Origin of the sequence: Paracoccus acridae, assembly GCF_014642735.1 — a bacterium.
Taxonomy (GTDB): Bacteria; Pseudomonadota; Alphaproteobacteria; order Rhodobacterales; family Rhodobacteraceae; genus Paracoccus; species Paracoccus acridae.
Map to the genome: position 1 here is coordinate 224374 of NZ_BMIV01000003.1, position 14677 is coordinate 239050.

A 14677-nucleotide genomic window follows, 5' to 3' on the forward strand; every position below is an offset into this window, starting at 1 on the left:
CGTCCTGTTCATATGGTCCAAAACCAAGAACAGGCAGGGCGCGGGACGATGCGGGCATATCTTCGGGCGGCATTGGTGGCATCCACGGTGATGGCCTTCGGCGGAATGGCCTGGGCGCAATCCGCCTCATCACCCTTTTCCGGCCTGTTCGGCGGAAGCACGGACGAAGGTCCGGTCGATCTGCAATTCCGCGTCCAGGGCGCTGACGACCTGGACCGGCCGCTGCGCAACGCCTCGCTGATCTCGGGGGCGCTGTCCGAAGGCCGCACCACCGGCCAGGATGTCCTGGCCGCCGCCCGGGGCGATTACGCCCGCCTTTTGGGCAATCTTTATGACCGGGGATATTATTCGGCCATCATCAACATCACGCTGGACGGCGTTGAGGCGGCCGAGATCGCGCCCCTGGACGCGCCCGACATCGTGCGCCAGGTGGTCGTCAGCATCCAGGCCGGTCCCCGCTTCCGCTTTTCCCGCGCCGCCATCGCCCCCTTGGCCCCCCGCACCGACCTGCCCGCCGAATACCGCCAGGGCGAATTCGCGGGCACCGGCACGATCCGGGGCGCGGCCCGCGCGGGGGTGGAGGGCTGGCGCAATGTCGGCCATGCCAAGGCCGAGGTCGCGGACCAGGAGATCACCGCCGACCATGTGAACAACGTCGTGGACAGCCGGATCGGCCTTGCGCCCGGCCCCAGCGTCACTTTCGGCCAGTTGAACATGCGCGGCTATGACCGCCTGGATCCGCGCCGGCTGCGCAAGATCGCAGGCCTGCCCGAAGGCGCGCGCTTCGATCCCGACGAAGTCGAGGATGTCCGCAAGCGCCTGCGCCGGTCGGGCGTCTTTTCCGCCATCACCCTGGAAGAGGCGGAAACCCTGAACCCCGACGGTAGCATGGACATCAACCTGACCGTGGTGGAACAGAAACCCCGCCGCATCGGCGCGGGCTTCGAGATTTCCTCGACCGACGGGGCCATGGTCTCGGCCTACTGGATGCACCGCAACCTGCTGGGCGGGGGCGAGCGCCTGCGGATCGAGGGCGAGGTCAAGGACATCGGATCCGACACCAGCGGCAAGGACGAACAGATCACCCTGCGCATCGACCGTCCGGCGACGATCACGCCCGACACGACCGCCTATGTCCTGACCAGCCTGGCGCGGATGCGAGAGGAGGATTACGACGAGGACACCGGCATCATCGGCCTGGGCTTCAACCAGATCTTCAGCGACCGCTTCACCTTCGACACGGCCATCCAGTACCAGTTCTCGCGCGTTTACGACGACCTGGGCGAGACGGACTTCAAGGTTCTGGCCCTGCCCACCAGCGTCATGTGGGACGCGCGCGACAATGAAAACAACGCCAAGCGCGGCTATTACCTGCAAGGCGACGCAACGCCCTTCAAGGGTTTCGACGGCACCGACAGCGGCATCCGCCTGCTGGGCGAGGGGCGCGCCTTCTATTCCCTGGGGCCCGAGGACCGCTTCACGCTTGCGGGCCGCGCGCGTCTGGGCAGCGTCCTGGGCAGCGACATCCAGAACACCCCGCGCAACTATCTGTTCTTCTCGGGCGGGGGCGGCACCGTGCGCGGGCAGCCCTATCAGTCCTTGGGCGTCGAGGAGATCACCGGCCCCAACGGTCCCATCAAGACCGGCGGCATGAGCGTGGCGAACCTGTCGGCCGAGGTCCGCTGGCAGGTCCGCGAACGCATCGGCGTCGTGGCCTTCGCCGATTACGGCGAGGTCTGGGCGGAAGATGGCTGGAACGGCGGCAGCGAATGGCACTCGGGGGCGGGGATCGGCGTTAGGTACAACACGCCCATCGGGCCGCTGCGTTTCGACGTGGCCGGACCGACCGGAGGGGACACCGGAGAGGGCGTGCAACTCTATCTTGGACTGGGGCAGGCTTTCTGATGCGCACACTCTGGCTGATCGTCTTCGCGATCCTTTTCCCGCTGTCGGTGATGGCGCAAAGCGCAGCCGAGATTTCCCAGCAGGAAAGCGACGACCGGGGTTTCCTGACCCGGCTTCTGGAACGCAACCTGTCGGGCGCGGGCCGCGCGGTGGTGATCGACGGCTTCCAGGGTGCCCTGTCGTCCCGCGCGACCTTTGACCGGATCAGCATCGCCGATGCGGATGGCGTCTGGCTGACGCTGAACGACGGCGCGATCCAGTGGAACCGGTCCGCCCTGCTGCGCGGCCGGATCGAGATCGCCGAACTGTCGGCCCGAGAGATCCTGCTGCCCCGCCTGCCCCAGGGCGAACAGCAGGACGGGACCGTCACCGCCGAGGCGCGGGAATTCGAATTCGCCCTGCCCGAACTGCCCGTGGCCATCAACATCGAGCAGATCCGCGCCGAGCGCGTGGACCTGGGCGAACCCGTGATCGGGATCGCCGCCGCGATTTCCGTGCAGGGCGGCCTGAGCCTGGAAGGCGGCGAAGGCCAGGCCAAGCTGGCCATCCAGCGGCTGGACGGCCCGCGCGGCAACTTCAACCTGGACGCCGCCTTTTCGAACCAGACCCAGATCCTGCGCGTCGATCTGACCCTGGACGAGGCCGAGGACGGGCTGCTGGTCAACCTGATCGACCTTTACGACAAGCCCTCGGTCGTGGCGGAAATCAGCGGCGAAGGCCAGATCCGCGACTTTGGCGTGGACATCAGGCTGGCGACCGACGGGCTGCCGCGCGTCACGGGCCGGGTCAGCGCATCGGGCGCCCCGGATCAGGCCGGCAATCCCGGCACGAACTTCGCCCTGCAACTGGGCGGCGACGTGGCGTCCCTGCTGGCCCCCGAAAACCGCAGCTTCTTCGGCAACCAGGTCCAGCTTCGTGCCGAAGGCTGGCGGGGCGAGGATGGGCGGCTGCAAATCCCCACCCTGAACCTTGTGACCGAGGCGCTGTCGCTGGACGGATCGCTGGCCGTGAACGCCCAAGGGGCGCCGCAGAATGCCGAATTGCTGATCGCGCTGGGTTCGGACGCGGGCGCGGAACAGGTTCCGGTCGCCCTGCCCTTCGCCGGGGACAATTCGACCGTGGAATCGGGGCGGCTGGAACTGCGCTATGACGCGGCCGAGGGCCAGGGCTGGACCTTGGACGGGCGCGTGGGCGCGCTGGATCTGGGCGATGTAAGCCTGGGCGAATTGCAGCTGAACGGGTCGGGCGCGGTGGTGCTGGACCAGGGCAGCCTTGGATCCCTGAACGGGGGCATCCGCTTTGCCTCGCGGCAGATGGTCTTTGCCGATGCGGGCCTGGCTCAGGCCATCGGCCCGGAGATCACCGGCAGCACCCGTTTCGACTTCACCCCCGGCAACGTGGTGGAATTCACCGACCTGACCGTCAGCGGTCCCGATTACGGCCTAGACGGGCTGGTCCTGCTGTCGGGGCTGCAAAGCGGCTTCGTGCTGTCGGTCGATGCCGATGCGCGATACGAGGATCTGGCCCGCATCTCGACCCTTGCCGGGCGGGACGTGCAGGGCAGGGCGGATGCCAGCCTGCGCGGCTATTACCGGTTCCTGAACCGCAGCTTCGACATCGACGCCAGCGTGACCGGCACCGACATCGCGGTGGACCAGCCGCAACTGGACCGGCTGCTGGAAGGTCGGTCCACCATCGCGCTGGATGCGCGGCGCGATGAAACCGGGATCGAGATCGAGGATCTGTCGATCAATGCCCAGCGGCTGACGGCCCAGGCGCAAGGCTATGTAAACAGCCTGTCCAGCGACGTGACCGCGACGATTTCCATGCCATCCCTGCAGGATGCCGATCCGAACTTCTCGGGCGCGTTGCAGGCCGATGCGAAGCTGTCGGGCGCGTCCGGGTCGCGCCAGTTGACCGTCAGCGGCGAGGCCGAGGATCTGCGCATCGGCATCGAGGCGCTGGACAACGCGCTTGAAGGCCAGACCACGCTGACCGTCCTTGCCGCCGAAAAGCCCCAGAGCTTCGAGGTCGAGGTGTTCCGCCTTGCCAACCCGCAGATCCGTGCCGAAGGCCGGGGCAGTTTCGCCCAAGGCGCGCTGGATGCGACGGTCGATCTGGCCGTGCCGGATCTGTCCGCCATCCGCGACGGCTGGACGGGCGGGTTCGACGCCACCGCGCGGCTGACCGAACAGGAGGGCACGCGCTTCATCGACCTGACGGGATCGGGGCAGAATCTGTCCTTCGGCGTCCAGAACGCGGATGCCGCCCTGACCGGCATGACCCGCCTGCGCGTCCAGGCCGAGGAGCGCGAGGGAACCGTCACCCTGCGCGATGTGGAATTGGTCAACGACCAGCTTAACGCGACTGCCCAGGGCACCTATGGCCCCGGCGTGACGGACATTTCCGCCGATGTCGCCGTGGCATCGCTGGCGCCCTTCGGCCCCGGCTGGCGCGGCGCGCTGGATCTGACCGGCAGCTTCCGCGAGGCGGGCGACGGCATCCGGCGGCTGGAGGTGTCGGGCACCGGACGCGACCTGTCTTTTGGGCAGGCGCAGGTCGATGGCGCGCTGGCGGGCGAAACGCGGCTGGCGGTCACCGGCACCGAACGAAACGGCATCTTCACCATCGAACAGGCCCGGATCGACAACCCGCGCCTGAACGCCACCGCAACCGGCACGGTCGGGGGCGACCAGACCGACGTGTCGGCCCAGGTCAACGCGCAGGATCTGCGTTTCCTGGGCAATGGCATCAGCGGTGCGCTGAACGCAGATGGCCAGTTGGTCCAGCAGGGCGGGGTCCGGCGCATCACCGCGACCGGGACCGGCAGCGGCCTGTCCCTGGGCCAGCCCCGGCTTGATCCGCTGCTGCGGGGCGAGACCAGCTTTGACGTCGCGGCCACCCAGTCGCAGGCGGGCCTGTCCTTCCAGCGGCTGGACGTGCAGAACCCCCAATTGCGCATCCAGGCCCAGGGCGACACCGCCAGCGGCATGACCATCGACGCGCGGCTGGCTGATCTGGGCCTGTTGCAGGCCGAGTTCCCGGGGGCCGTCCAGGTCAACGGCACCATCCGCGAGGACGGCGCCAATTTCGTGACGGATCTGTCCGCCACCGCGCCGGGCAATACGCAGATACAGGTGTCGGGCAGCGTGGCGCGCGACTTTTCGGTCATGGCTCTGTCGATCGACGGGACCAGCAACGCATCCATCGCCAACAGTTTCATCCGCACCCGCAGCATCGAAGGGCCCTTGTCCTTCGATCTGGCGGTCAACGGCCCGCCGTCCCTGCAATCCGTCAGCGGCCAGGTGCGGCTGGCGAACGGGCAGGTCGCCGATCCGGGCGTCGGCATCCGCCTGGAAGGCGTGAATGCCACCGCCAACCTCGCCGGGGGACGGATAAACCTGGACGCCTCGGCCGCCGTGTCCGCAGGCGGGCGCGTCACCGTGACCGGACCCATCGACCTGGGCGGCGGCACGCTGGATCTGGCGATCCTGCTGGACCAGGTGGTCGCGCGCGATCCGAACCTGTACGAGACCATCATCAGCGGCAATCTGCGGATGTCGGGACGCAATGCCGACGGGCCGCTGATTTCCGGCACCGTCAACCTGGGCGAGACCGAGATCCGCATCCCCTCGACAGGTCTTGGCGGGGCCAAGGCGATTCCCGACATCAACCACGTCGGCGACACCCGCCCGGTTCGGTCCACCCGCGCCAAGGCGGGGCTGGAACCCTATCCCAGCGAAGCCTCGCGCGAGGCGGGGCTGGCCGGGCCGCCCTCGGTCCCGCCATCCGCGCCGCCCCGGCTGGATCTGGTGATCAATGCCCCCAACCAGGTCTTCGTGCGCGGGCGGGGGGTCGATGCCGAACTGGGTGGGTCGCTGCAGGTGCAGGGCACCACGCGCAACGCGATCCCCATCGGCTTCCTGGAACTGATCCGGGGGCGGGTCGATCTGCTGGGCCGCCGGTTCGAATTGTCCGAAGGCCTGGTCGAACTGCAGGGCAGCCTGATCCCCGTGATCCGTCTGGTCGCCCAGACCGAACGCGACGGCATCACCACCCGCATCATCATCGACGGAGAGGTGCGCGACCCCGAGATCACCTTCGAGTCCTCGCCCGAACTGCCCGAGGAGGAGGTTCTGTCCCAACTGCTGTTCGGGCAGGGGCTGGACAATATCAGCCCCCTGCAGGCCGCCCAGCTTGCCAATGCCATCGCCGTCCTGGCGGGCCGCGGGGGTGAGGGGATCATCGGCAACCTGCGCAACCAGGTGGGCCTGGACGATCTGGACCTGGCCACCGACGACGACGGGAACGTGCAGGTGCGGGCAGGCAAATACCTGTCCGAGAACCTTTATACCGATGTCGCGGTGGGGGCGGACGGCAAGAGCACCCTCAACCTGAACCTGGACGTGACCGATTCGCTGACGGCGCGGGGATCGGTGGGGACCGAGGGCGACAGCACCCTGGGGATCTATTTCGAACGGGATTACTGACGCCGGGTTGACCTTCCGGCAGGGCGGCATGACACCCCGACAGACGTCAGGCCGCCCATGCCGTGCAGCGGGGCGGCCTGGTCCCTTCCCGGCAACCCTGTTCCAGGACCAGCCCTTCACGGCTTCCGAAGGCGATCTGCCGGTCCGGGCTGGATTTCGCGTCCATCATCGCCAAGCCCGTCAATGGATGCGGCGTGCCTGGCAAGGCGTTGCAGGACACCTGCCCGGATCGGCAACATCTCGCCTTTTAGGGATTTGCCTGCGGCCTTTTCGCATCCCTCACGTTATAGTTGTGCTTGGTAAAGACCATCACCCAAGGCGCGATCATGTCCTATGCCACCGCGAACGAACGCTATTTCGCCAGCCTGATCAACCAGTCCCGCAAGGCCGAGGGGCTGGCGCCGCTTGTCCTGGAAAAGCGGTTGAACGATTCGGCCCAGGCGCATAGCCGCTGGATGCTGGAAACGGATGTGTTTTCCCATAAGGGGCAGGGCGGGTCTTCGTCGCGGCAGCGCATCGAAAAGGCCGGTTTCGATCTGGCGGGACAATGGATGACCGCCGAAAACATCGCCTATGTCAGCATCCAGGGCGCCAGTGACCTTCAGGATGAAATCCGCCAATTGCACCGCAACCTGCTGGATAGCCCCGGCCATTACGCCAACATCATGGGCAAGGCGGCCTATGTCGGGATCGGGCTGGAGGTGGGGACCATCGCCGTCGGCGGCCGCAATTATCAGGTGCTGATGGCGACCCAGAACTTTGCCGATACGGATGGACAGGTCCGGCTGGATGGCGGCACCTTCCTGCGTGTGGCCCCGCCCACGGCAAGCAGCGCGGTGCAATCGCGTGCCGACTGGCTGGATGCCTTCAATGGCAAGGTTTTCACGACCTCCGCCATGGGCACCGCGATGAACGACGATTATCGTCTGACCGCCTTAAACGATACCGTTCAGGCGGGCGCAGGCAACGACTGGGTCGCGGGCTGGGCCGGGAACGACCGGTTGCATGGCCAACAGGGGGCGGACCGGCTGATAGGCGGGGCAGGGGCGGATGTGCTGAACGGCGGTCTTGGCAACGACACGCTTCAAGGCGGCACCGAAAACGATCAGCTTGCGGGCGAGGACGGCAACGACCTGCTGTTCGGCGATGCGGGCCAGGACAAGCTGTGGGGCGGGCTCGGTGCCGACCGCTTGTTCGGCGGCGACGGCGCGGACCTGCTGTCGGGTCAGGCGGGCAACGACTGGCTGCACGGGGGCGCGCAAAACGACACAATGGCGGGCGGCGACGGGAACGACACGCTGACGGGCGGGGCCGGCAACGACCTGCTGAACGGCGGCGCGGGCATTGACAGCTTCGTCTTCGTGAAGGGCGGCGGCACCGATACCATCCAGGATTTCCAGCAAGGCTTGGACCGCCTGCTGATCGCCAAGGCCCTGCTGGACCAAGATCCGGCGGTCTTCATGCGCGACCACATGACGAAGACCGCGACCGGGGTGGTCGTGGATCTGGGCGGCGGAGATCGCATCGTCCTGGCCGGAGCCCACCTGACCGTGACAGGGGTGGCCGACGACATCTTCGCCTACTGACGGCCTTTAGGACGGCAAAGGTCATCCTTTGGGTCGCGCAGACCACGGGCGCGGCGCCCTGTCGCCTGAACATGGTTGCCGCAGCATCAATCACACGCCAGGATCGCCCAAGCCATCATCATGCGAGGGTGCGGTGCGCGCTGCGCGAAGAAGCCGAGCTTGCCGGACGTGACGACCCTCCGCGCCGGGCTTGGCGCGAGAGATGGGCGCAGGGGTCGGTGAACCGTGCCAAGACGGTGCTGATGCCTCCGACCTGATCCCGGAACCCCTGATCCGCCCCGCCTTGATCGAGGATCTGAGCGGCCATGGCGACATCTCAAGGTGGTCGCCCCTGGCACCGTCACAAGCGCCGCGATCCGCGCGAAGGCGGCAGGGCATCGGGAACAGCATCCATCTTGGCCTTTCGCCTGATCGGTCAGGTCCAGACGCCGCCCCCTTTCGCCCCGGCGACGCCTTAGCCCGGATATCGGTGCCGCCGCCGCGATCCTGTTGGCCGAAACGCGGGGCACATCAGCCCGCATCACCTGCGCGCGCCCCCGGCCTGCGGCTGGTCATGAAACAGCCGGTGCTGCATGGCGGTGGCTTCGACCACCGCGTCTCGTTGTCGGACACGATCCGGTCATGGACAACCACATCGCGGCGGGCGGCGGTATCTGCACCATCCTGCACGCGGTCGAGGCCTGCGCATCCGACATAGATCCTGGCCTGGATTCTGATCGGTGAAGGGCCTGCCGCTGTCAGCGGAACGAAAATGCCCGCCGGACAAAAACGGCGGGCATACTGGTTACATTATTGCGGCACGGCAATCTACTACGGGCAATTAACGTCTGTTAACAAAGAAAGGTTCCCGGCGTTTTTGCAGTTTTTTCCAGGTGATTGCTTCTCCTGCGTCCCGGGAAGGGCAGGAAGATATCGCGTGTCCGGCTGAACTTGCCCATGGCAAGGAGCGCGGCCGGCGCAGCTTTCCGGGCTGTTCCGTGGTCTTGCAAGCCGCCCGGAACGACGAAGATGGCCGAACCGGATCCCCTGTCGCCGTGTGCCCTGCGTCCGGGGGAATACGCGGATCCTTGTCCGACGGGGGATCCTGAAGGCCGATGGCCCGCAGGCCATCGGCATCTGGTGACGCGGGCGATCAGCCTTGCGACAGGATCGCCTCGACCACGCGATCGGCGGCTTCCTCGGCCGTCAGGGCGACGGTATTGACCACCAGTTCGGCCTGTTCGGGCGCTTCGTAGGGGCTGTCGATGCCGGTGAAGTTCTTCAGCTGTCCCGACCGCGCCTTCTTGTAAAGGCCCTTCACGTCGCGCGCCTCGGCCACTTCCAGGGGGGTATCGACATAAACCTCGATGAACTCGCCGGCGGCCATCATGTCCCGGACCATCCGCCGTTCCGCCCGGAAGGGCGAGATGAAGGCGGTCAGCACGATCAGGCCCGCATCGGTCATCAGCTTCGCGACCTCGCCCACGCGGCGGACGTTTTCCACGCGGTCGGCATCGGTGAAGCCCAGGTCGCGGTTCAGCCCGTGGCGGACGTTGTCGCCGTCCAGCAGGAAGGTGTGCTTGCCCATCGCGTGCAGCTTGCGTTCGACGATGTTGGCGATCGTCGATTTTCCCGACCCCGACAGGCCGGTGAACCAGACAACGCGCGCGCGCTGGTTCTTCTGCGCGGCATGGGCCTCGCGGTTGATGTCGGTCGATTGCCAGTGGATGTTCTGCGACCGGCGCAGCGCGAAATGCAGCATCCCGGCGGCGATGGTGGCGTTCGTCATCCGGTCGATCAGGATGAAGCCGCCCAGGTCGGGGTTGTCCGCATAGGATTCGAACGGCACGGGCCGGTCGGTCGAGATGTTGACCACGCCGATGGCATTCAGGCCCAGCGTCTTGCTGGCCAGATGTTCCATCGTGTTGACGTTCACCTCGTATTTCGGCTCGGTGATGGTTGCGCTGACGGTCTGGGTGCCGATTTTCAGCAGATAGGGCCGGCCGGGCAGCATCTCGGCCTCTGACATCCAGACCAGGGTGGCCTCGAACTGGTCGGCGACCTCGCAAGGCGCGTCGGCGCGCACGATCACGTCGCCGCGCGAACAGTCGATCTCGTCCGCGAAGGTCAGGGTGACGGACTGGCCGGCGACCGCCTGGGGCAGGTCGCCGTCAAAGGTCACGATGGATTTCACGGTCGTGGTCTTGCCCGAGGGCAGCACCCGGATCGGATCGCCGGGATGGACGGCGCCCGCGCTGATCTGGCCCGCGAAGCCGCGGAAATCCAGGTGCGGGCGGTTCACCCATTGCACCGCCATGCGGAAGGGCGCGTCCTGCATCCGCGTGTCGCTGACCGGCGCTTCTTCCAGATGGCCCAGCAGGGTCGGACCCTGGTACCAGGGCATCTCGGGGCTTTTCGTGACGATGTTGTCGCCCTTCAGCCCGGAAATCGGGATGGGCAGGAAGCTGTCCATGCCGATCTGCTTGGCGAAATGCGAATAGTCGCTGACGATCTCGTAGAACCGCTCGGCCGAGTAATCGACCAAATCCATCTTGTTGACGGCCAGCACCACGTTGCGGATGCCCAGCAGGTTCACCAGATAGCTGTGCCGCCGCGTCTGCGTCAGCACGCCCTGGCGCGCGTCGATCAGGATCACGGCCAGATCGGCGGTCGATGCGCCGGTGACCATGTTGCGCGTGTATTGTTCATGGCCCGGCGTGTCGGCCACGATGAACTTGCGCTTGTCGGTCGCGAAGAAGCGATAGGCCACGTCGATGGTGATGCCCTGTTCGCGTTCGGCGGCCAGGCCATCGACCAGCAGGGCAAAGTCGATTTCCCCGCCTTGGGTGCCCGACACCTTGCTGTCGGCTTCCAGGGATGCAAGCTGATCCTCGAAGATCATCTTGCTGTCATATAGCAGCCGGCCGATCAGCGTCGATTTGCCGTCATCGACCGACCCGCAGGTGATGAAGCGCAGCATGGTCTTGTGCTGGTGGCGCAGCAGATAGGCGTCGATATCCTCGGCGATCAGGGCATCCGTGACGTAAACGGGATCTTGGGCGGTCATCTCAGAAATACCCTTCCTGCTTCTTCTTCTCCATGGAGGCGGCCTGGTCCTTGTCGATGGCGCGGCCCTGGCGTTCCGACGTGGTGGTCAGCAGCATCTCCTGGATCACCTCGGGCAGGGTGCGGGCGTTGGATTCCACGGCGCCGGTCAGGGGATAGCAGCCCAGCGTGCGGAAGCGGACCGACCGCATCTGCGGCTGTTCGCCGTCGCGCAAGGGGAAGCGGTGGTCGTCCACCATCAGCAGCAGGCCGTCGCGTTCCACCACCGGGCGCGGCTCGCTGAAATAGAGCGGCACGATCTCGATGTTTTCCAGGTGGATATACTGCCAGATGTCCAGCTCGGTCCAGTTCGACAAGGGGAAGACCCGGATCGATTCGTCCTTGGCCTTGCGGGTGTTATACAGCTTCCACAGTTCCGGCCGCTGGTTCTTCGGATCCCAGCGGTGGTTGGCGGACCGGAAGGAAAAGATGCGTTCCTTGGCGCGGGACTTTTCCTCGTCGCGGCGGGCGCCGCCGAAGGCCACGTCGAAATTGTACTGGGTCAGCGCCTGCTTCAGCCCCTCGGTCTTCCACATGTCGGTGTGCAGGGGACCGTGGTCGAAGGGGTTGATGCCCTGGGCCTTCGCCTCGGGGTTCTGGTGGACGATCAGGTCCATGCCCGCGTCCTTGGCGGCCCGGTCGCGCAATTCGTACATCGCCCGGAACTTCCAAGTCGTGTCCACATGCAGCAGCGGGAAGGGTGGTGGGGCAGGATAGAAGGCCTTGCGGGCCAGATGCAGCATGCAGGCCGAATCCTTGCCCACCGAATACAGCATCACCGGGTTTTCGGCATTGGCCACGACCTCTCGCAGGATGTGGATGCTTTCGGCTTCCAGCCGCTGCAAATGCGTCAGGGTCGCCGGAGTGATCGTGGTTTCGGCAAGGCTGTTCATGGGCATCGACTCTCGTTTCGTGATGCGGGCATTGTCGCTTGGGACGGCACGCTATCCGTCAGCAATGGACAAGTTGCAAGTTTGGAATACGGGAAAAACCCAAGTTTCCCGAGGTTCCGGTCTTGGCTGGAACACTATTCCGCCGCGGTCGCCAAAGCCAGACCATCGACCACGGCGGTGAATGCCTCGGAACGGTGCAGACATGCCCCGGGCATCATCCGCGCTGCCAGATTCGTGACCAGGTTCATCAGGCTCGACCCGCCCACCAGGACGATGTCGCCGATATCGCCGGCAGCAACACCCGCCCGCGCCAGCGTTTCCGCGACGGCCTGTTCCAGATCCGCGCGATGGTCCTGCAAGGCCCGGTCAAGCGAAGCCTGGCTGATCGGCGCGGCCAGGCGCGGCTGGACGAAGCCCATGCCGATCCGGGTGTCTTCGCCCCGATTGGCGGCGATCTTGCCGCGTTCGACGGCGAATGCCAGATCGTGGCCCAACTCGTCCGTCAGGACCGTGACCAGCCTTTCCAGCCGTTCCGGTTCCACTGCAAGCCGCGCCATCTGGACGGCCAGCCTGCGGTTTTCGGGCGTATAGACAAAGGGGATATGCGCCCAGGCCGCCAGATCGGCATAGATCGCGTTGGGCACGGGCAGAAGGCCCGGCCCCATCTCGCGGCGCAACTGGGTTCCGTGGCCCAGAAGCGGCATGGCATGGGTCAGCGAGACCGCCCCGTCGAAATCCGTCCCGCCCAGGCGGATGCCGTGGCTGCCGAGGATCCGCACCCCGCCCCCTTCGGTCCGATAGACCGAGAAATCCGAGGTGCCGCCGCCGATGTCCACGATCAGCCCGGTCCGGCCCGTGGCGCCCATGCCATGACAGGCCAGGGCCGCGGCCTCGGGTTCGGGCATGAAGCGAATGTGATCAAAGCCTGCCGCGTGGTAACAATCGCGAAGATCGGCCTCGGCCTGGGCGTCGCGGGCCGGATCGGCATGGAAACGCACCGGGCGGCCCGACAGGACGCGGGTCTGCGGCTGGCCGGTCGCGGCCTCGGCCCGCTGGCGCAGTTCAATCAGAAAGGCCGTGATCACATCCGCAAGCGTCCGGCGGCGTCCGGCGATCAGTCGCGATTCCCCCAGCAGGGACGTGCCCAGCACGCTTTTCAGCGCACGCATGTAGCGTCCGTCCTGCCCGTCGGTCAGCGCCCGATGCGCGGCATCGCCGATCCGCATCGCGCCGCCGCCCGCCGGAAAGAAGACCGCGGTGGGCAGCGTGTCCGATCCCGTCTCGACCGGCAGGCGGCGCACCGTCCCGCGGTCCAGGATCGCCACAGCCGTGTTCGAGGTTCCGAAGTCGATGGCAAGGGTCATGGCCAGCCTTGGTTGAAAGGGCCTTGATTGAAAGGGCAGGGGGCTATCGCAAACGGCCCGGCGCGGCAAGCAGGGTGCAAGTCCCGAAAGACGGGTTGACGCGGCGATCAACAATGCAACAGTCATGGGGCAAGGCGGCAATCCCCGGAAGGCAGGCGCGACGGAATGATCGACCCACAGCAGGCAACGCCACGGCCCCAGGCGCCGGTGCCCGAGGATCCGGCCACGCTGCCCTTTCCGCTGATCAGCGACATATCGGCCGCCCGCTGGCTTCTGGTCTTCATCATCGCGGCCGCGGCCTATTTCTTCCACGGCTTCCTGGTGCCGGTGCTGGCCGCCACTATTATCACCTTTGCAAGCTGGCCCCTGTCGCGCAGCGTCCAGCGGGGTCTGGGGATCGACCGGACCACCACGGCTGCGCTGTTCGTGCTGGTGATCGTGCTGTTTCTGGTCGTGCCGATCACGATGGCGCTGCTTTACGCGTTCCGCGAATTGCAGCAGTGGATCTATTGGGTGTTCGAGGTCAATGCCAATGGCGCGCCCGCGCCGCTGTGGATGGTGGACCTGCCGCGAATCGGCGACTGGATCGACGAACAATGGGCGCGTCATATCGGCCGGCCCGGCGCCATCGCCGAACTGGTGCAGCTGACCAGCGGCGAAACCATCGCCTCGATCTATCGCAGCATCCTGGCCGCCGGGAACGTGGCCTTCCACCTGGCGCTGAACCTGCTGTTCATGCTGATCGCGCTGTTCATCTTCTATCGCGACGGCGACAAGATCGCGGGCCAGATCGACGTCATCGGCGCGCGCATCCTGCCCCGCCGCTGGGAACGGCTGTCGCGCGTGGTGCCGCTGACGATCAGCGCCACGGTGACCGGCATGACCCTGATCGCCATGGGCGAGGGGGTGGTCCTGGGCATCGCCTACTGGATCGCGGGCGTGCCGTCCCCGGTCACGCTGGGGGTCATCACGGGGTTCATGGCGCTGATCCCCGGCGGGGCGCCGCTGTCCTTCACGCTGGTGTCGATCTATCTGGTGGCCAGCGGATCGCCCCTGGCGGGGGTGCTGCTGTTCGTCTGGGGTTCGGTCGAACTGTTCATCGTGGACAAGACCATCCGTCCCGTGCTGGTGGGCGGGCCGGTCAAGATGCCGTTCCTGCCGACGTTCTTCGGGCTGGTGGGGGGCGTCAAGACCATGGGCATCGTCGGCCTGTTCGTGGGTCCCGTGCTGATGGCCCTGCTGGTCGCGATCTGGCGCGAATGGCTGCGCGAAATCAGGGACCATCCGCAAGGGTCTTGATCACCGGCTTTCGGTGAATATTATCCGGGTCCATCATGGCGTGTGCTGCGTGCGCC

7 protein-coding genes are annotated in these 14677 nt (G+C 66.3%); 4 read left to right on the forward strand and 3 right to left on the reverse strand.

Annotated elements, in window-relative coordinates; all coding sequences use genetic code 11:
• The first annotated feature begins 48 nt into the window (after window positions 1-48).
• The 3 genes from IEX25_RS06480 (at window position 49) to IEX25_RS06490 (ending at window position 7981) form a co-directional block, all read left to right on the forward strand.
• Complete coding sequence (locus IEX25_RS06480) at window positions 49-1905, forward strand: autotransporter assembly complex protein TamA (RefSeq protein ID WP_188714517.1); 1857 nt, start codon at window positions 49-51, stop codon at window positions 1903-1905.
• Complete coding sequence (locus tag IEX25_RS06485) at window positions 1905-6395, forward strand: translocation/assembly module TamB domain-containing protein (RefSeq protein WP_188714518.1); 4491 nt, start codon at window positions 1905-1907, stop codon at window positions 6393-6395. The genes IEX25_RS06480 and IEX25_RS06485 overlap by 1 nt, the downstream gene beginning before the upstream one ends.
• A gap of 326 nt (window positions 6396-6721) precedes the next feature.
• A complete protein-coding gene (locus IEX25_RS06490) occupies window positions 6722-7981 on the forward strand; it encodes a CAP domain-containing protein (RefSeq protein ID WP_188714519.1) in 1260 nt (419 codons plus the stop codon).
• A gap of 1132 nt (window positions 7982-9113) precedes the next feature.
• Here IEX25_RS06490 and cysN read toward each other — a convergent pair.
• The 3 genes from cysN to IEX25_RS06510 all read right to left on the reverse strand — a co-directional run bounded on the left by cysN (window position 9114) and on the right by IEX25_RS06510 (window position 13322).
• A complete protein-coding gene (gene cysN, locus IEX25_RS06500) occupies window positions 9114-11027 on the reverse strand; it encodes a sulfate adenylyltransferase subunit CysN (protein ID WP_188714520.1) in 1914 nt (637 codons plus the stop codon).
• A gap of 1 nt (window position 11028) precedes the next feature.
• Complete coding sequence (gene cysD, locus IEX25_RS06505) at window positions 11029-11964, reverse strand: sulfate adenylyltransferase subunit CysD (RefSeq protein ID WP_103172066.1); 936 nt, start codon at window positions 11962-11964, stop codon at window positions 11029-11031.
• Window positions 11965-12092: 128 nt separating this feature from the next.
• The gene (locus IEX25_RS06510) at window positions 12093-13322 is read right to left on the reverse strand and encodes an Hsp70 family protein (protein ID WP_188714521.1); all 1230 of its coding nucleotides are present in this window, start codon (window positions 13320-13322) and stop codon (window positions 12093-12095) included.
• 165 nt (window positions 13323-13487) lie between these two features.
• Between IEX25_RS06510 and IEX25_RS06515 the strand changes: the two genes are divergently transcribed.
• A complete protein-coding gene (locus IEX25_RS06515; protein WP_103172064.1) occupies window positions 13488-14621 on the forward strand; it encodes an AI-2E family transporter in 1134 nt (377 codons plus the stop codon).
• Window positions 14622-14677 lie beyond the last annotated feature (56 nt).

What these genes read in the sequence shown, in the direction of transcription:
- IEX25_RS06490 (WP_188714519.1), top strand. Translation starts at nt 6,722, where the DNA reads ATGTCCTATGCCACCGCGAACGAACGCTATTTCGCCAGCCTGATCAAC.
- IEX25_RS06485 (WP_188714518.1), top strand. Translation starts at nt 1,905, where the DNA reads ATGCGCACACTCTGGCTGATCGTCTTCGCGATCCTTTTCCCGCTGTCG.
- IEX25_RS06515 (WP_103172064.1), top strand. Translation starts at nt 13,488, where the DNA reads ATGATCGACCCACAGCAGGCAACGCCACGGCCCCAGGCGCCGGTGCCC.
- IEX25_RS06510 (WP_188714521.1), bottom strand. Translation starts at nt 13,322, where the DNA reads ATGACCCTTGCCATCGACTTCGGAACCTCGAACACGGCTGTGGCGATC.
- cysD (WP_103172066.1), bottom strand. Translation starts at nt 11,964, where the DNA reads ATGCCCATGAACAGCCTTGCCGAAACCACGATCACTCCGGCGACCCTG.
- IEX25_RS06480 (WP_188714517.1), top strand. Translation starts at nt 49, where the DNA reads ATGCGGGCATATCTTCGGGCGGCATTGGTGGCATCCACGGTGATGGCC.
- cysN (WP_188714520.1), bottom strand. Translation starts at nt 11,027, where the DNA reads ATGACCGCCCAAGATCCCGTTTACGTCACGGATGCCCTGATCGCCGAG.